This is a genomic window from Bacillus safensis (assembly GCF_039619585.1).
Taxonomy (GTDB): Bacteria; Bacillota; Bacilli; order Bacillales; family Bacillaceae; genus Bacillus; species Bacillus safensis.
Window position 1 is genome coordinate 2,695,839 of record NZ_CP154909.1, and the last position, 16,770, is coordinate 2,712,608.

Sequence of the window (16,770 nt, forward strand, 5' to 3'; positions counted from 1 at the left end):
ATGAAAATCCCCCTACTTTCTATATTTCGTTATACTGCTTATTTTACCACATTTCCGCTTTTTCGGCTGTGCATCCATGTGGTCAGCCTTCTCACAATTTCTCGATTATGCTGCGGCGGGAAATAGTGGTTGTATCCGTGGAAATACCATGTCTCCACGGATTTCCCGTGCTGGCGCAGCGCATCTTCTAACAAATACGCATGCTCAATCGATACATTTTGGTCCTCTTCTCCGTGGATGATAAGGACAGGTGCTTCAATTTTGTCCACATCATTTAAAGGGGTTCTGTTCTCATATGCCTCTGGCACCTTATGCGGCGGGCCGCCAATCACACGCTTCATCATCCGTCTCATATCCACACGCTCTTCATAAGTCAGTTTCATATCACTGACGCCTCCCCATGTGACAAAGGAAGCTGCCTCCTGTTTCATTTCAACAGCGGTCCAGATGCCCATAATACCGCCTCGCGAAAAACCAAAGATATGAATGCGGTCCTTCTTCACTTTTTTGTGCTGTTTTAACAGTTGAAAGGCAGCGAACGCATCTTTTCGATCTTCTCCGGCAAAATCTTCGTTCCCTTCGCCTCCTTGGTTTCCCCGGTAAAAGGGAGCAAAGACGACAAAGCCCTGCGCGGCAAATTGCACAATCCGGCCCGGTCTGACCATCCCCACATTTTTAATGCCGCCTCGTAAATACAAAAAGCCGTCGTAGAAACCTTCTCCGGCCGGTTCAGCGAGCAGCCCTTTCATCCGAAGTCCATCTGCCTCATAGGTCACTGTATATAAGTGAATATGCGGATGGGGCGACGGAAACCTTCTTTTTTCCACAATCACTCGATTTCTCTCCTTTTCATCTTTGATTACGTCCATTGCTTCAGTATCGCTTCTGCGACAAGCTGGCCTGATTTTGTCACCATCGGCGTGCCGCCGCCTGGATGACTTGTTCCTCCAACAAACCAAAGTCCTTCAATGTCCTTTGACTGATTATTGATGCGAAAAAATGCCTGTTTGAACGAGTTTGAAGACATACCATAAATGGCTCCACGATATGCCCCCGTTTTCTGCTGCAGATCGAGCGGGGTTTGAACTGCTTCATATTCGATAAGCTCATCCAAATCAAAAAGACCTTTTTCCATTAATTTGTTTTTTACATGCTGACGATATGTCTCCTTTAGCATGTCCCAATCTTGCTCTTTTGTCACATAAGGTGCATTGGCCAGTACAAACAGGTTGCTTCTTCCTGGTCCTCCGCTTAAAGCTGGTTCTGAATGACCTGAATAGCATATGTATAGCGCCGGGTCTTGAGGCAGCTGTTTTTTCTGAAAAATATCCTTGAATTCTTGCTCATAATCCTCAGGGAAAAACACATTGTGATGGGCCAGCTGTTCATAGACTTTAGGTACACCTAATAAGAGAACAAAGCCCGACAACGACGGTTCAATGCCAGACAGTTTTTGATTTAAATAACGAGGACGGTTTTTTTCATCTATGAGATGACGGTATACAGTCAGCGCATCTGCTCCTGCAATGACTTGATCTGCCTCATACATCTGCTGATCCGTTTCCACTCCTTTGACCTGCCGATCCTTCACATGAATCTTGTTCACTTGTTCATTGAGGTGAATCTGAACACCTAATTCTTTTGCCAGTGTCTCAAATGCCTCAACTAAACGATATGTACCGCCCTGTATTCCATAAATCCCTTTCTCCCCTTCTAAATACGCCATCATATTAAAAATAGCCGGCGCCTCGTAGGGAGAGGAGCCAATATAAGTAGCATACCGTCCAAACATCGCCAATGTATGGGGGTGACGGAAATATTGACGCAGCAGGCGCTGAACGGATGTGAACGGTTTGACAGCGAGAAGTGCTTTCATCAGCTTTAAATCCGCCTTATCCTTCCAGCTCAATAACAGACGATTTAAAAACTGCTCCTCTGCCTTTTGAAAAAGCGCCTTTGATTCCTGCAAAAATGCACGGTATTGCTTCGCATCTTCAGGACTGAATGCAGCAATTTGTGATTCCATTTGCTCCATATTCGGCGTAAACTCGACCGTATGTCCATCTGGAAAAAAATTTTTGGTAAGCGGAGAAATCGGATAAAAGGTCACATAATCCTCCATCCGTCTATGACAGGCTGTAAACACTTCTTCAAAATATGTCTTCATTGTAATGGTACTCGGTCCTAAATCAAAAGAGTAGCCTGCTCCGTGATGGCGCTGCAATTTCCCGCCTAAAGCCGCTTCTTTTTCTAAAATGGTGACCTGAACCCCGCGTGACTGTAGACGGATCGCGGCTGATAATCCGCCAAATCCGCCGCCGATGATGATCACTTTTTTCATTCGTACCTTCTCCCTTTCCATTCATACCCTTCTTTTTTCAGCCCGATTTTCATAGAAGCAAAGCCAATGGCGATCAGGCTTAAAATACTGAGCGGCAATAAAAAAGCCATTGCAGAGGTCCGCCCGTTTTCAATATCAATTGCCGCTTTAATCGATACACCCAGCCCATAGCAAAGAATCGCTAAGCATATGCTCAAAACATCCAGCTGAAACAATGCGATCATGAAACAAATGACAGGAACCAAATAAAGGAGGGTGTATAAACAAAAGACACTGCTTAACAGAGGAATGCTTCGATTCACACCCGGGAACAAATTTTTCCGGTAACCTTCCCAAACCTCTTGTCCACTTTCATACATTCTCATATACACAAATGGATGAATGCTTGCAAGTGTGAACGGAAAGCCTTTTTCCTTCACCCGTTTAGCCAAAGCCATATCATCAACGAGTGAATCCTTGATCGCTTTATGCCCGCCAATGTCGTGATAACAATTCTTTTCAATGGCAATAAAACCGCCATGTGCTGCGGCAAAAGCGGGGTTCTTAGATTTTCTTATCCATTTCACTGGCAGATGACAGCCAATGGTAAACATCATCATAGGAACCACAAGATGCTCAAACAATGTGCCTGTTTTTTGTTCTGGAAAACCTGACAGCATGCCCGTTTTTTGCATGCATAACTGCTTGTATACTGATTCAACTGCCCCTTTTTTTAATCGGACATCCGCATCTAAAAATAGCAGCCAGTCAGAAGCTGCTGCCTCAGCGAGCTGAGAGCAGGCATATGATTTACCAAGCCAGCCCCGCTTTAATGGCTGACCTGAAAGGAGACGGATCCACGGATATGTTTCTGCGAAGCGCTCCACCATCGCTCTTGTCTGATCTGTCGAATGGTCATCAAGTACGATAAGCTCTTTCGGGTAAAGACGTTGATCAACGATCGACTGAAGACAGGCTTCTATCCTTTTTTCCTCATTTCTCGCTGGAATCAGAATCGATAACGAAATAGGTTCACCCGGCGAAAAGGATGCTGGCTTTAAAACAGGAAGCTGCCTCATATTCCATATGGTGAAAATAAACTGACAGAGCAAGAGTACGCTGATCACGGTTAAGAAGACCGCCATGTTTTCACCCACTTTTTAAAGGAATCAAACGCATCACTTGTTGATTGACTTGTCCTTGTCATCTGTCTAAATTCTTGATTGGTTGAAAAATCAGGGTCAGCGATGACCTGTGCTTGATGTGCGTTTAACTGCGTTTCAAGGAGATCCCTAAGCAGATGCGTCACGTCCTTGCTTCGAAGTTCTCCGCCAGATACAAAGGTATCTTCACCAAACACAGCAGATACTGTCGGCTTTTGAAATTGATTAAATGTATAATGCAAGGTCACAGGCTTCACCACGACTTGCTCAAATTGTCTCACTAAAAAAGAAGCCCCGCCCTCCAATTCAAGCGGCCGCACATCCTGATGCATGATTTTCCCCTGTGGAAAAAGCCATACAGCCCTGCCAGCCTGCATGTTCTCTTTTGCCATCATTAATGCTTGCTTCACACTTTTCAGATTCTCTTTCTGAACCGGAAAGGCACCAAGCTTTCGGAAAAAGGCATATTGCTTCAGCTGTTTCTCCTCCATCATCATATAGTGATCGAGTTCGGACGCTTTTTCTGTTAAAAGAAAGATGATCAGTCCATCCCACCAGGAGCTATGATTAGCGAGATAAAGAACAGGCAGCTTCTCGTTTGGGTCTACAGCGCCTTTCATCATCACGCAGCGGAAATGTTTATGAAGTAAATACCGCTCAAGATAAAGAGAAAATATACGTCTAAACGATCGGCTTTTGTCGCTTTCTTTCAAATTGAACCCTTCCTTCACATAAAATAACAATGATTAGCGCTAAATAAAAAATGACATCGAGCCCGCCCTTTAATGCCAGCACACCAAAAAAGAACACCATTGCCTGATAAATACGGCTCGTCCAGCTGAGGGCCTTTTGACCAACCTGAACAAGCGGGAAGAGAAAGGAAAGTCCTGCTCCAATCATACCCCAGCTCACAAAATTCTCAAAAGGAATACCATAAAAACCACCGCCGTCATACCACACCCAAAATTTCCGTTCAGCCGCTACTGGGTCTAATATGAGGTCAAGCAAGACAATCCATATCCCCGTTTCGACAGCTCGTTTCCATTTCGACTGCTGAGTGGATAAAAAAAGGCTGTTTAAAAACACACCAACCCATGCAAAAGCAATGGTTAAAGGCACTCCTGCCACTAGAAAACCTAACGTCGGATAATAGTCATAGGCCCCGAAAGGAAAACCAGTTGTGATCCCTATCCATTCAACCGTAAATGTCATCACACCGACAATGGCTGCCCTTTTGATCACACCAACCCATGCCCCATAAATATTTCGCCCAATCTCTATCACACAGCAGGCATACAGCACAAGGAAAATGCCATTTGCAAACTGAAGCCATGCTGGCACTTCAAAAGAGACCATTAATATGAGCCCTACTAAATACCATCCAAGAAATACCCAACTCACTCTATACACGAAACCGCCCCTTTATTTCTTCCAAATTCAAGAAAGTATTCATGCTTCTAGTATAGAAAAAAAGACACGTTCTATAAATAAACAATGCGCTTCTTATTTTCATCTAGGCACTCACCAAAAATCCCTTTTGACATACTTTAATTAGTGATCTAGAACAAAGGAGGCGAATTACTCTTGAATCGTTCCATCAAAGTCAGACTGGCATTCATCGTCGTTGTCCTGCTCTTTATTCCATTTGTCGCCTGTAAAAAAGAACAAGAGCAGACCGTACAAGTAGCCGAGGTGACCCATTCGGTTTTTTATGCTCCGCTCTATGTTGCCTTATCTGAGGATTTCTTCAAAGAAGAAGGGCTAGAGGTTGAATTAAAAACGACCTGGGGCGGCGATAAAACGATGACAGCTCTCTTATCCGGCGGTGCAGATATCGCCCTGACCGGATCTGAATCCTCTATCTATGTAGAGGCTCAAGACACAAAAGACTCTGTCATCAACTTTGCACAGCTGACACAAACAGACGGTACATTTCTTGTTTCAAGGGAGAAAGTGAGCGAATTCTCTTGGGATCAATTAAAAGGAAAAGACTTTCTTGGACAGCGGAAAGGCGGCATGCCGCAAATGGTCGGTGAATATGTCCTGAAAAAGGAAGGCATTGATGTAAAAAAGGATCTCCGCATGATTCAAAATATTGATTTTGCCAACATTTCAGGTGCTTTCTCCTCTGGAACTGGCGATTTTGTGCAGTTATTCGAACCGACAGCATCCTTAATTGAAAAAGAAGGCAAAGGGTACATTACCGCCTCCTTTGGAGAGGCTTCCGGAAAGGTGCCGTATACCACCTTCATGGCAAAGAAGAGTTACTTAGAGGAAAACAAAGAGACAGCTGAAGCCTTCACTCGCGCCATTTACAAAGCGCAGAAATGGGTAGAAGCCAAGCCGCCGGAGGAGATTGCCAAAACCATTCAATCTCATTTTCCTGACACAGAACTTGATGTTTTATCAACTGCCATTAAGCGCTACAAACAGCAGGACTCCTATGCAGCAGATCCCCTTCTGAATGAAGAGGAATGGAACAAATTGCAGGAAATCATGAAAGAGAGCGATGAATTGCCGAAATTTATCCCGTACAAACAACTTGTCGATTCATCCATTGCAAAGAAGGTCACAGAACACAAATAGAATAGGAGGTAGCACATGTCTTTCCTTCAAATTGACCATGTGACCCACACGTACTTCTCTTTAAAAGAAAAAACAACGGCCATACAGCATATCAATATGGAGATAGACCAAGGAGAATTTATCTCATTTATTGGTCCCAGCGGCTGCGGAAAAACCACCCTGCTGTCTATCATTGCAGGAATAACGCCGCCCTCTGAAGGCCGAATTTTAATCGAAGGAAAAGAGCCGAATCAAAAGGAGCATCAAATCGGCTACATGCTCCAGCAAGATTATTTGTTCCCTTGGAAAACCATCAAGGAAAATATCATTCTCGGGTTAAAAATTACCAAGCAAGATTCACATGAAGCCACCTCCGCCGCTCTTGGCTTACTGCCTAAGCTTGGCCTTCATGATGTAGAGGAAAAATACCCGAAGGAGCTGTCAGGCGGTATGAGGCAGCGTGCGGCTCTCGCCCGAACGCTTGCAGTGAATCCCGGTCTGCTTTTACTAGATGAGCCCTTTTCAGCTCTAGACTACCAAACCAAACTCACTTTAGAGGATCTCGTCTTTCATACACTCAAAAACTATCAAAAAACAGCGGTTCTTGTGACACATGACATCGGCGAAGCCATTGCGATGAGTGACCGCATTTTCTTATTCTCAAAGCATCCTGGCTCGATACAGCGAATCTTTACCGTTCCAGATGATCTGAGGACTCTTTCTCCTTTCAAAGCGAGACAGACCCAGAGTTTCCAAGAGCTCTTTCAAACGATTTGGAAGGAGCTGAAAACAGTTGAAACACAGTGACCTTTTACATGAAGCCTATCGCAAAAAATACCGAATGGAAAAACGCATGACCCGAATCTATCAGTTCATTATTTTCGCCAGCTTCTTTTCGCTTTGGGAGCTTGCCAGTCATTTTCGCCTTATCGATCCACTGATATTTAGTTCACCTTCAGCAGTCTGCCAATTGTTTGTACAAAAAATATCCGATGGGTCTTTAGTGAATCATATGAGTATTACATTATTTGAAACGGTGCTCGGATTTCTACTTGGTACCTTTTGCGGCATTTTGCTCGCTGCCGCCTTATGGTGGTCCACCCGCCTGGCAAACGTTCTTGATCCTTATTTAGTCATTTTAAATGCCATGCCAAAAGTTGCCCTCGCCCCGATTTTAATTGTTGCCCTTGGGCCTGGCATGATCAGCATCGTTGCCATGGGCGCAATCATTAGTGTGATCATTACGACAATCGTCATTTATACAGCCTTTCAAGAGGTCGATGAGAATTATTTAAAGGTGATGAAAACCTTTGGTGCGAAAAAAAGCGTCGTCTTTCGCGAGGTCATTTTGCCAGCTAGTATTCCAACGATGATTTCTGCGATCAAAGTCAATGTCGGTCTTTCTTGGGTTGGGGTTATCGTAGGGGAATTTCTTGTTTCCTCAAAAGGGCTCGGCTACATGATCATTTACGGTTTTCAAGTCTTCAACTTTACACTCGTGTTCTTAAGTCTTTTCATTATTGCCGTATTTGCGACCATCATGTACCAGCTTGTGGAATGGCTCGAACGCCGTTTTCTTCAAAAATAAAAAGCACAGGGATTGTCACCCTGCGCTTTTTTTAACGAATCAAACCGTTCTTTTCTAAATAAGCAAGACTTTGTCTTAACACATCATCTTTCATAATAAAACTGAAATTCTTATTTTTTGCGATGGATCTTGGCAAGTCTGCGAAAAGAACGGGTCCTTTCGTTTCAAAATACGTGTCTTGCTTCACTAGCTTTTCAATATCAGCGAAATAAATATTCTTGACAATGACCTTTTCTCTGCCCAGCACCTGATATTGACCAATATACGTTAATTCACGAACAACAGCACCCGTCTCTTCTTGAATCTCCCGTATAGCGGCTTGGTCTGCTTCTTCATCCGGCTCAACTTTCCCTCCTGGAAACTCATAGCCCCGATCCTCATGTTCAGTGAGCAGCCATTTCCCTTGGTAGCGGCAGATGGCCCAAACATGCTTAGGATGAGTTGAAAAAGGCTTCTCCTCAAAAGAGAGCTTGACCGTATTATGATAATAGTCTTTAAATACATGCATGTGAAATCCCTCATATCCTGTCCTTGCTTCTTGTAAAACATCATACCACAGATCACATTTATCTGAAGAATTTTTATCAAAAGTGAAACAAACGAGTGGTTCCAACTCGTCTGTATCTAAAATGAGGTATTGTTTCTAAAACCTTTTTATCATCTCCAACTTCACCCAATTTTAATCATGAAACCTTTTATCCCTATATGACGTAAATGAATCAGTGTTTGTCCTATGACAACGAGGAGGAAATCAGCATGAGTATAAAAAATGGGTCAAAACAAAACGCACCCCATGAGGTGATCAAGAAACACCTCGTGAAAGGGCAAAAGTTAGATTTAACAAAAGACAATCCAGCGGTCGACCAAATTCATATCGGGCTTGGCTGGGACCTTGCTGGTCAGCCAATTGATTTAGATACGCAAGTGTTTCTTTTAAATGAAGAGGACAAGCTGTTGTCTCCTAAGCATCTGATCTATTATCACCAGCAGCAAAGCTTAGATGGAGCTGTGCGTCATCTTGGGGATCATCAATTTGGCGGAGGGTATCGAGACAATGAAATGATTATTATGCAATTAAGCAGAGTCTCACCTGACATTCATAAAATTGTTGTCACAGCCACAATACATGATGCACACGAACGCCAGCATCATTTTGGACAAGTCACCAATGCCTACGTGCGACTTACGGATCAAATCTCGCAGCAAGAGATTTGTACCTTTCAGTTAACAGAGGATTATTCGTATTGTACATCCATTATATGCGCTGAACTCACGAGAGATCAGGAGGAATGGAAAATCACCGCGACCGGGCAAGGGACTACTCTAGATTTAAATGATTTATGCCGCATCTACGGATTTACATCTTGACGCAGGAAAGGAGCCGGCACCTATGGGATTTCATTTCAACACAATAGAAGAACTTACCTTACAAGCAGAAGGCAGCGGAATCTTTTTTGCCAAAAAAGGCGCCATGATTGCGGATCAAGGAAGTTTCCAATACCGCAAGCGATTACTTGGAACGAATAAAGGAAATATGGTCAGCCAAGTATTTAACCATATCAGCAGGAAATTCACAGGTGAAAACCTTGAGATGATGGAAGTGAGTGGACAAGGTACTTGCTACTTGGCGGATGCAAGCGAGCATGTAACTGTGATTAACCTTGAGCCAAGCGGACCTTGGCAGCATGTAAGTGTAGAAAGTGAAAATTTACTTGCCTTTACTGAGGAATGCCATTACGGCGTCACACCAGTAGGCGTTGGTATTTTATCACAGAAAGGTCTGTTTACATCAAAACTCTCTTATCAAGGGCACGGAGCGCAGGTCGCCATCAAAACGAATGGAAATCCGCTCATTTTAAAAGCCCCCTGCCGTGTAGACCCTGACGCAATTGTTGCTTGGACAGGCAAAGCACCGAAGGTCAAACTAGATGTGAACTGGAAGACTTTCATTGGACAAACATCTGGTGAATCCTACTTATTTGAGTTCCAGAAACAAGATCAAATCGTCATTATCCAGCCATCTGAGCGCACATCTGGGTTACGGGTGGGTTTAGATGATAATCGCTACAAACCTCAGAGCCAGAGCTCCTCTCATGAGTTCACCAATTCACAGCAGGAAAATAGAGGCGGCGGGATCAGCGATTTGATCGGAGGCATTTTACAACCGCGAAAATAAAGCATGTAGAGATTCTCTACATGCTTTTTCAATTCATCAAACCATTTGTCTCAATAAAGCTCCTTGTCTCTTCATTGCCGAGCTCATAAATCATTGTGTAAATCTCTTTACTTTTTCTATCCATTTCATCATTTGGACTATCATAATGATATTCAAGAAACGGAACATGCGCCCGAAAGAAGCCTTTCCAATCTGTCATATACTGTTCATCGAAATAGTCTCTCAGCTGCAAAATTTGATCATCATCTGCTTCTATTTGAAATTGCCAAGCCGCTGCATCTCTATGCTGCGATATCGATCCATCTTGTACGGATACATAGTACGTGTGTCTCGCCATCTGAATCATCCTTTTTCCTTTAGTATGACCAGATATGAGGAAATTACGGCTTTTTGCGCAATTTATTTTTCAACATGTCCAATACATCAATAAACAACTGTGGAATGGGAACTCCAAGGGCTCTGGCTGTCGAGACGATTTGGTAAGATTCATAAATAATATAAAAGATGATCGCTAAATCCTTAATCGTCCCATTTGTCTTCAGCATGACATCGAAGAAATGCGCCATCGATATTAAGGAAACTGTCACGATCTTTCGAACAAGCCGCGTAAAAAACCGCTTCATTGTAAGCTGCCCAGTCAAAGATTCTCTTAGGCTTGAACAAATTAATTCAATAGCCATCAACGTCACTAAAATCATCAGTAAATATCCTGCTCCACCAAACAGAAAGCCCATCGCCGACAAACTCACTGTAACCAACGAAAAGATGCCTAAATCCTTGCTCACTTGGCATCAACATCCTTTCAAAGTGGAACTCCTTACCTCAATAGTATATGCCGAATTCTCGCAATAGCTTGGACGACAAAAAATAAAGGCGCTGTTATGTCCTCAGGGAGACGAATGAAACCAAAAAAGCCGCCCCATGAGGCGGCTTCTCTTTTTAGACTCTGACATCAATAAATGAAGCATCTGAATCCTTTGGCTGAACAGCTTGAGGCTGCTGCTGCACTTGATCCAGCATCACCATAGCTTGTGCTGTATTCGTAGCAAGCTGTGAATTCAACAAACTAATATTGAGTGTCTTTTGAATGCTCGCTACTTGCTGACTCATCATTCCTGCAATAGAAGACATCTTCTTCCCTCCCTTCTCTTTTCTCTTCGGCTGAAAGCCCTATGATTTCAATGGGCTGTCTGTCCCGATTCCAATAAAAAAGAATGTCGGTCTATTTATGACCGACATTCTTTTCACATACGTGTATTATCCTAAATATGCTTTAAGCATCCAGTTGTGTTTTTCAATGGATTGATGAATCGCAAGCAGCATATCACCTGTAGTTTCATCGCCAACCTCTGCAGCCAGCTCCATTCCTTGCTTTAATTCCTCAGCGATATTGGAGAAATCATCATATAGATTTTTCACCATTTGCTCCGCTGATTCTTTGCCCTCTGCTTCTTGAATGCTGGAAATTTCTAAGCACTCTTTCATTGTCGCAACAGGCTGTCCATTTAAAGCAAGCATACGCTCAGCCAAATCATCAATATATGTAGCTGTTTCTGTATATAGTTCCTCAAATTTCTCATGGAGTGTAAAGAAATCTTTCCCCTTTACATACCAATGATAGTTATGTAATTTCACGTAAAGCACAGTCCAATCAGCTACTTGTTTATTGACGACGTTTAATAATTGTTCAGACATATTTATTCCTCCTTATGTAATTGCGTTTAGTATGAGAATACCCTTTTCTTATTATACTGAAACCTGCCGTCAATTTCTTCTATTTTGACTGCATGAAATATATGTTAATATGGAAATAAGGAGGGAGTTAGATGCTGTTACTTGGGATTATCAGCTTTATCATTATCTCAATCGTTGTCTTTTTATCATTGTGGACGACATCGAAGGCTTATGAATATAAGCATAAAGTCGATTCACCACAGGATGCAGAACCAAATCAACGTCCTAACCCAAAATAAATCCGCTTTTAATGATGTGAGGTTTCTTCTTCTTCAGTAGATGAACTCTCTTTTTTCACCTCACCTACGTGGATGTTCGTTTTCGGCATATTATGCTGCTGTTTAGCTGTCACATGGACTTGTATGATATAAAGGCCATTTTTTTTGAAGGCTGTGTGCAATTCGTATACACCCTTGTTTTCTTTCTTTGGCTGAATCATCTTGCTGTTATCCTTGTCGCCATCTTTCCACACTTCAAATTGAACATCATCTGCATCATCAACAGGCGTATCACCGTATGTGACAGCTGCTTTTACTATAACGCTTTCATTTTTCTCCACTTGCTCAGGTCCTGTGAGCTTTACTTCTAATAGCTCAGGCACTTCCCCTTTGCCGCTATTTGCTGCAGAGTTTCCACATGCACTCAATAACGTGAGCATCAGAATCATTCCCAACATTTTTCGCATCCTGCGTTTCCCCCTTCTTTTACTGACATGTCCATTTTAACAAATATCCCCTATTTTGACATCTCTGATTGAATTCAAATAAAAAAACCGGACATCTAAATGTCCGGTTCATCCTTCTATTAACCAAATACTTTTAAAAGCTCTTCTTGATCCTGAGAAAGCCAGAAACGCATTAAACGTTTTGCTCCTTCAAGATCATGAAGCTTCGCTTGTCCGCATTGCTCTTCGTTTGCAGCAGGAATTTCTGTTACTTCAACCGCATCCTTGAATGTTGCATCAAGAAGTTCAACGATCTCTTTTGGAGTTGGTGCACCACTGACAACTAAATAGTAGCCTGTCTGGCAGCCCATTGGAGAAATATCAATGATATCAAAATGATCATATTTCTCTGAGTGTGTTCTAATATTAAACGCAAGCAAATGCTCTAATGTATGAATCGTATCAGGTTTCATCGCCTGCTTGTTGGGCTGACAAAAACGAATATCAAATTTATTTACTTCCCCATCTGATCCCACTTTATGAACGCCGCAATGACGAACATATGGCGCTTTTACAGCATTATGATCAAGTTCAAAACTTTCGACTGAAGGCATAATCACCACTCCTATAATTGCAATTTCCTATATTATAACATATTTCTCCGACCAATTTAGTTTATAAAACTTTCCTTCCTTGTCCTTTTTTCTTATACTGTGGAAGACAGACAAGGAGGAACCTCTATGAAACAAATTTTTATCGGCATGATACGCTTTTATCAAAAATGTATTTCCCCTCTTACACCGCCAAGCTGCCGGTTTTATCCAACATGCTCAAACTATGGACTAGAGGCGATCAAAACGCATGGCGCGATCAAGGGCGGCTGGCTCACCATAAAACGGATTTTGAAATGTCATCCGCTTCATCCTGGCGGCATCGATCCTGTTCCGCCTAAAAAGGAAAAATAACTTACTTTTCTTCATATCCGTTGACAACTAAGTCAAGCTTCCCTGTTCCAGGATCAATGACAAGCCCGTGTACAGGTACACCTGATGGAAGAAGCGGGTGATTTCTCACTACGGACACACTGTCCTTCACGCTCTCTTCGACTGAACTAAAGCTTTTGAGCCACTGTTTAAAATCAATTCCTGAGTATTCCAGTACTTCAATACGTTTTTCTGGAATACCGCGCTCAACGGCTTTATTTAAAAGTGTCTGGCTGTCTATTTTGCTCATCCCGCAATCATGATGCCCAATGACATATACCTCGTCAGCATTTAATTCGTAAACAGCAACTAAAATGCTTCGCATAATACTTCCAAATGGATGAGAAACAAGCGCCCCAGCACTTTTGACAATCTTAATATCACCATTTTTCATGTTCATGGCACGCGGAAGCAGTTCAACAAGTCTTGTATCCATACACGATAGAATGACAGCTTTTTTCTGTGGAAACTTTGTTGTTGTAAATTCTTCGTATTTCTTTTCTTCAATAAATTGTTGATTATATTCGATGATTTCATCTAAAAGTTTCATACGTTTGTCCATTCCTTTATCTTTTTTTAAAAATAAATATAGCACAATGTAAGAAATTTCGTCACGTTTTGCAGCTTATTTTTTTAGAGGAAACATCTGCTGACGAAAATTTTTTATTTTCCTCTTTTCAAATCGTAATTATTACGATACAATAACTCAGGACATTAAATCGTAATCATTTCTATCTATTAGATTGAGAGGAGACATTTTCTACATGAAAAAAATCTTTTTTATTTTAACAGCTGCTTTATTCGCGATCGGTCTTGCCGCTTGCTCAAGCAGTGCGAGCACGAATGCTTCAAAAGGTAAGGCAGACGGGAAACTAACCATTTACACCACGATCTTCCCAATCCAAGATTTTACTGAAAAAATTGGCGGCTCTCACGTTCATGCCCAAAGCGTGTATCCTGCAAATGCAGATGCACACAGCTTTGAACCAAGTTCAAAAACAATGGTTGAAATGGCTGAAGGTGATGCCTTTATCTACAGCGGCACAGGGGCTGAAGCATTCGCAGCCAAAACAGCTGCCACTTTAAAAGACCAAGGTGTGAAAACAGTCAAAGCAGCCGAAGGCATCAAATTGTTATCGACAAATGAAGAACATGCACATGAAGAAGGCGAAGATCATGACCATGAAGGTGAAGACCATGATCATGACGGGCACGATCACGGAGATAAGGACCCTCATGCATGGTTAGACCCGGTTTATGCGCAGCAAATGGCGAAAAACATTAAAGACACACTCGTCTCATTAGATCCAGATCATAAAGATGAATACACAAAAAACTATGAACATCTAAAAAAAGATTTACAATCATTAGATCAAGAATTCAAAACAACGTTATCTAAAGCGAAACATAAAGAAATCCTTGTTTCTCACGCAGCTTATGGTTATTGGGAAAAGCGCTATGGCATTGAGCAAATCAGTGTTTTAGGATTATCCGCTTCTGAAGAGCCATCACAAAAACAGCTCGAAAACATTGTACAAAAAGCGGAAAAGCATCACATTCAATACGTTATTTTTGAAAACAACGTCAGTAGCAAAGTATCAGATACAATCCGCAGTGAAATTGGGGCAAAAAGCTTGACCCTTAAAAATCTAGAATCCATTACTGAAGATGATGCCAAAAACGGCGAAAGCTACGTCAGCTTAATGAAACAAAACTTAAAGACCTTAAACACCGCTTTAAATGATTAATGCTTTGAACCCCGGCTGATCACCCGGGGTTTTTTACTGTCAAAAAAAGCACACCGTTATCAGGCGTGCTTTTTTGATTACATTTGATATTTTTTCTTAAACTGCTCGGCTCTTCCGCCTTTTTCTCCGAATTTTTGGCGCCCTGTATAAAAAGGATGCGTATCAGAGCTTGTTTCTACTTTAATGACAGGATACGTTTTCCCATCTTCCCACTCTACTGTCTCGTTTGATGTCTTTGTTGATCTACTCAAGAAGCGGTAACCGCTGTTTACGTCCATAAATACAACTTCATGTGAGGTTGGATGAATATCTCTTTTCAATGTCAAAACTCCTTTCGTTAATAAAACGTAATGGTTACGTTTTATATTTATATTCTACTCCCTCTTTTACAACTTGTCAAAAAACAAGCTTTCTTAGTCAGGAAGAATAATCTAAAAATGGTGGAGAATAATAAGCATCATGAAAAAGAGAAGCGATAAGAAAGGCGGAGAAAAAATTGACTGATCTCGTTTTAGCTAGAAGCCTGTTCGGCACAACCATGGGCTTTCATATTATTTATGCCTCGCTTGGCGTTGGCATCCCGCTAATGATTTTGTTAGCTGAACTCATCTTTCAAAAAACGAAGGACCCTCATTATGCCATCATGGCCAAGCGGTGGACAAAAGCACAGGCTGTTCTGTTAGGGGTCGCCATTCCAACAGGTACAATTGCTGGTACGCAGCTTGCCCTTTTATGGCCAGGTTTTATGGAGGTCATCGGAAAGGTCATGTCACTGCCATTCCAGATTGAAATTTATGCGTTCTTTATAGAAGCATTATTTATGTCTATTTATGTGTACGCAGCGGATCGCCTATCAAATGCAATGCGCATCATTACCGTTATTTTTATCGTCATTGGTGCAGCTGCATCAGCGATTCTAATTACAAACGTACATGCTTTTGAAGGGACACCTGCTGGCTTTCAGATGGTGAATGGAGAAATCACAAATATCGAGCCTTGGAAGGCCTTTTTCAATCCAAGCTTTGCTGTAACTGCTACACATGTTGTGCTGTCTGCTTTTACAACAGGTGCTTTTGTGATTGCTTCAGTTGCAGCTTTTAAAATGCTCAAAACGAGAAAAAATGAGAAGCTCTATACATTTCATCGAAAAGCCCTTTTTCTTGGACTCATTGTAGGAGGACTTTTCTCCTTTCTAACAGCCTTAAATGGCCACGAATCCGCTCAGCTTCTGTATGAATATCAGCCTGAAAAGCTGGCTGGAGCTGAAGGTTTATTTGAAACGCAATCACATGCGCCTCTTGCAATAGGTGGTTTTACGGATGCTGATTCGCAGGAAATTAAAGGTGCGATCGAAATTCCTTGGGCGCTCAGTTTTCTGGCAGGAAATAGCTTTGATACAGTGGTCAAAGGCTTAAATGATTTTCCTCGTGACGAGTGGCCGCCTTTATTTATACACACATTATTTAACGGCATGGTCATTATTGGATCGGTGCTCATTCTATTTGCGGTATTAGCCCTGCTTTACCGTAAAATTTTAAAACGGGACAAATTTCCGAAGTGGCTTCTTTTTCTTTACTTATTCGGCGGGCCTCTTAGTCTTTTGGCTATTGAATTTGGCTGGATCTTTGCTTGTACAGGCCGCCAGCCATGGGTCATTTATCGAATGCTCAAAACCTCCGAGGTTGTCACATCATCTGGCTCGATCGGAACACTTTTTATCCTTTTTGCCATTGTCTATCTCATCTTAGGCATAGCAACCGTTATTGTGCTGACGTACTACTTTAGAAAAAATACGATTGAAGAAGACCTACGGTTAACAGAATCTTAAA

Annotated in this window: 23 protein-coding genes; 9 read left to right on the top strand and 14 right to left on the bottom strand. The window is 42.1% G+C overall.

Translation table 11 applies throughout. The annotated features are described in order from the left end of the window. Positions 1-38 precede the first annotated feature (38 nt). The 5 genes from AAYR28_RS13790 to AAYR28_RS13810 are packed head-to-tail and all read right to left on the bottom strand — an operon-like array spanning position 39 to position 4,893. The gene (locus AAYR28_RS13790) at positions 39-833 is read right to left on the bottom strand and encodes an alpha/beta hydrolase family protein (RefSeq protein WP_041107366.1); all 795 of its coding nucleotides are present in this window, start codon (positions 831-833) and stop codon (positions 39-41) included. A 26-nt stretch (positions 834-859) separates the two neighbouring features. Continuing rightward, entirely contained in the window at positions 860-2,341 is a 1,482-nt protein-coding gene (locus AAYR28_RS13795; RefSeq protein ID WP_120208848.1) for a phytoene desaturase family protein, read from the bottom strand. Continuing rightward, positions 2,338-3,465 carry a glycosyltransferase gene (locus AAYR28_RS13800; protein ID WP_120208851.1) on the bottom strand — a complete coding sequence of 376 codons (1,128 nt, stop codon included), beginning with the start codon at positions 3,463-3,465 and terminating at the stop codon, positions 2,338-2,340. The genes AAYR28_RS13795 and AAYR28_RS13800 overlap by 4 nt, the downstream gene beginning before the upstream one ends. Further along, positions 3,450-4,196 (bottom strand): lysophospholipid acyltransferase family protein, encoded by a 747-nt coding sequence (locus tag AAYR28_RS13805; RefSeq protein WP_065214487.1) that lies wholly within the window; start codon positions 4,194-4,196, stop codon positions 3,450-3,452. Before AAYR28_RS13805 ends, AAYR28_RS13800 begins: the two co-directional genes overlap by 16 nt. Then, positions 4,165-4,893 (bottom strand): carotenoid biosynthesis protein, encoded by a 729-nt coding sequence (locus tag AAYR28_RS13810; RefSeq protein ID WP_120208854.1) that lies wholly within the window; start codon positions 4,891-4,893, stop codon positions 4,165-4,167. The genes AAYR28_RS13805 and AAYR28_RS13810 overlap by 32 nt, the downstream gene beginning before the upstream one ends. Before the next feature lie 174 nt (positions 4,894-5,067). Here AAYR28_RS13810 and AAYR28_RS13815 point away from each other — a divergent pair, with 174 nt between their 5' ends. Genes AAYR28_RS13815 through AAYR28_RS13825 form a run of 3 tightly spaced genes read left to right on the top strand, consistent with a single transcriptional unit; the run spans position 5,068 to position 7,636 of the window. Beyond that, positions 5,068-6,069, top strand: coding sequence for an ABC transporter substrate-binding protein (locus AAYR28_RS13815; protein ID WP_120208856.1), 1,002 nt, complete (start codon positions 5,068-5,070; stop codon positions 6,067-6,069). A 15-nt stretch (positions 6,070-6,084) separates the two neighbouring features. Continuing rightward, positions 6,085-6,855 carry an ABC transporter ATP-binding protein gene (locus AAYR28_RS13820; RefSeq protein WP_034279407.1) on the top strand — a complete coding sequence of 257 codons (771 nt, stop codon included), beginning with the start codon at positions 6,085-6,087 and terminating at the stop codon, positions 6,853-6,855. 34 nt (positions 6,856-6,889) lie between these two features. Next, a complete protein-coding gene (locus tag AAYR28_RS13825) occupies positions 6,890-7,636 on the top strand; it encodes an ABC transporter permease (RefSeq protein WP_369810477.1) in 747 nt (248 codons plus the stop codon). Between the two features lie 31 nt (positions 7,637-7,667). Here AAYR28_RS13825 and ytkD read toward each other — a convergent pair whose 3' ends face one another. Then, complete coding sequence (gene ytkD / locus AAYR28_RS13830; protein WP_120208859.1) at positions 7,668-8,144, bottom strand: RNA deprotection pyrophosphohydrolase; 477 nt, start codon at positions 8,142-8,144, stop codon at positions 7,668-7,670. Positions 8,145-8,392: 248 nt separating this feature from the next. Here ytkD and AAYR28_RS13835 point away from each other — a divergent pair, with 248 nt between their 5' ends. Further along, the gene (locus AAYR28_RS13835) at positions 8,393-9,004 is read left to right on the top strand and encodes a TerD family protein (protein ID WP_046312174.1); all 612 of its coding nucleotides are present in this window, start codon (positions 8,393-8,395) and stop codon (positions 9,002-9,004) included. A gap of 22 nt (positions 9,005-9,026) precedes the next feature. Next, on the top strand, positions 9,027-9,812 hold the full coding sequence (locus AAYR28_RS13840) for an AIM24 family protein (protein ID WP_120208861.1): 786 nt from the start codon (positions 9,027-9,029) through the stop codon (positions 9,810-9,812). A gap of 28 nt (positions 9,813-9,840) precedes the next feature. On the opposite strand, the gene AAYR28_RS13845 is transcribed toward AAYR28_RS13840, so the two are convergent. The 4 genes from AAYR28_RS13845 to AAYR28_RS13860 form a co-directional block, all read right to left on the bottom strand. Beyond that, positions 9,841-10,149, bottom strand: a complete 309-nt coding sequence (locus tag AAYR28_RS13845) for a hypothetical protein (protein ID WP_034279400.1) — start codon at positions 10,147-10,149, stop codon at positions 9,841-9,843. Positions 10,150-10,192: 43 nt separating this feature from the next. After that, the gene (locus AAYR28_RS13850; protein WP_034279395.1) at positions 10,193-10,597 is read right to left on the bottom strand and encodes a phage holin family protein; all 405 of its coding nucleotides are present in this window, start codon (positions 10,595-10,597) and stop codon (positions 10,193-10,195) included. A 154-nt stretch (positions 10,598-10,751) separates the two neighbouring features. Beyond that, positions 10,752-10,943, bottom strand: a complete 192-nt coding sequence (locus tag AAYR28_RS13855) for a hypothetical protein (protein ID WP_024424925.1) — start codon at positions 10,941-10,943, stop codon at positions 10,752-10,754. A gap of 126 nt (positions 10,944-11,069) precedes the next feature. Then, entirely contained in the window at positions 11,070-11,507 is a 438-nt protein-coding gene (locus AAYR28_RS13860) for a Dps family protein (protein ID WP_024424926.1), read from the bottom strand. A 131-nt stretch (positions 11,508-11,638) separates the two neighbouring features. Here AAYR28_RS13860 and ytzI point away from each other — a divergent pair, with 131 nt between their 5' ends. Then, positions 11,639-11,785 carry a YtzI protein gene (gene ytzI, locus AAYR28_RS13865; protein WP_003217544.1) on the top strand — a complete coding sequence of 49 codons (147 nt, stop codon included), beginning with the start codon at positions 11,639-11,641 and terminating at the stop codon, positions 11,783-11,785. A gap of 8 nt (positions 11,786-11,793) precedes the next feature. Here the strand turns inward: ytzI and AAYR28_RS13870 are convergent, their stop codons facing one another. Both AAYR28_RS13870 and AAYR28_RS13875 read right to left on the bottom strand, forming a co-directional pair. Beyond that, positions 11,794-12,231 (bottom strand): FixH family protein, encoded by a 438-nt coding sequence (locus AAYR28_RS13870; protein ID WP_120208864.1) that lies wholly within the window; start codon positions 12,229-12,231, stop codon positions 11,794-11,796. Positions 12,232-12,350: 119 nt separating this feature from the next. Then, the gene (locus tag AAYR28_RS13875) at positions 12,351-12,824 is read right to left on the bottom strand and encodes an S-ribosylhomocysteine lyase (RefSeq protein ID WP_003217624.1); all 474 of its coding nucleotides are present in this window, start codon (positions 12,822-12,824) and stop codon (positions 12,351-12,353) included. Positions 12,825-12,950: 126 nt separating this feature from the next. Here AAYR28_RS13875 and yidD point away from each other — a divergent pair, with 126 nt between their 5' ends. Then, positions 12,951-13,175 carry a membrane protein insertion efficiency factor YidD gene (yidD, locus tag AAYR28_RS13880; RefSeq protein ID WP_041107381.1) on the top strand — a complete coding sequence of 75 codons (225 nt, stop codon included), beginning with the start codon at positions 12,951-12,953 and terminating at the stop codon, positions 13,173-13,175. Between the two features lies 1 nt (position 13,176). Here yidD and AAYR28_RS13885 read toward each other — a convergent pair whose 3' ends face one another. After that, positions 13,177-13,743 carry a beta-class carbonic anhydrase gene (locus tag AAYR28_RS13885; protein ID WP_061109516.1) on the bottom strand — a complete coding sequence of 189 codons (567 nt, stop codon included), beginning with the start codon at positions 13,741-13,743 and terminating at the stop codon, positions 13,177-13,179. A gap of 214 nt (positions 13,744-13,957) precedes the next feature. Here AAYR28_RS13885 and AAYR28_RS13890 point away from each other — a divergent pair, with 214 nt between their 5' ends. Continuing rightward, on the top strand, positions 13,958-14,941 hold the full coding sequence (locus AAYR28_RS13890) for a metal ABC transporter solute-binding protein, Zn/Mn family (RefSeq protein WP_345808860.1): 984 nt from the start codon (positions 13,958-13,960) through the stop codon (positions 14,939-14,941). 77 nt (positions 14,942-15,018) lie between these two features. Here AAYR28_RS13890 and AAYR28_RS13895 read toward each other — a convergent pair whose 3' ends face one another. Then, positions 15,019-15,261, bottom strand: a complete 243-nt coding sequence (locus tag AAYR28_RS13895; protein WP_024424931.1) for a type B 50S ribosomal protein L31 — start codon at positions 15,259-15,261, stop codon at positions 15,019-15,021. 176 nt (positions 15,262-15,437) lie between these two features. On the opposite strand from AAYR28_RS13895, the gene AAYR28_RS13900 reads away from it, so the two are divergent. Further along, positions 15,438-16,769: a cytochrome ubiquinol oxidase subunit I gene (locus AAYR28_RS13900; RefSeq protein WP_041116879.1), complete on the top strand. Its 1,332-nt coding sequence runs from the start codon at positions 15,438-15,440 to the stop codon at positions 16,767-16,769. Position 16,770: the final 1 nt, after the last annotated feature.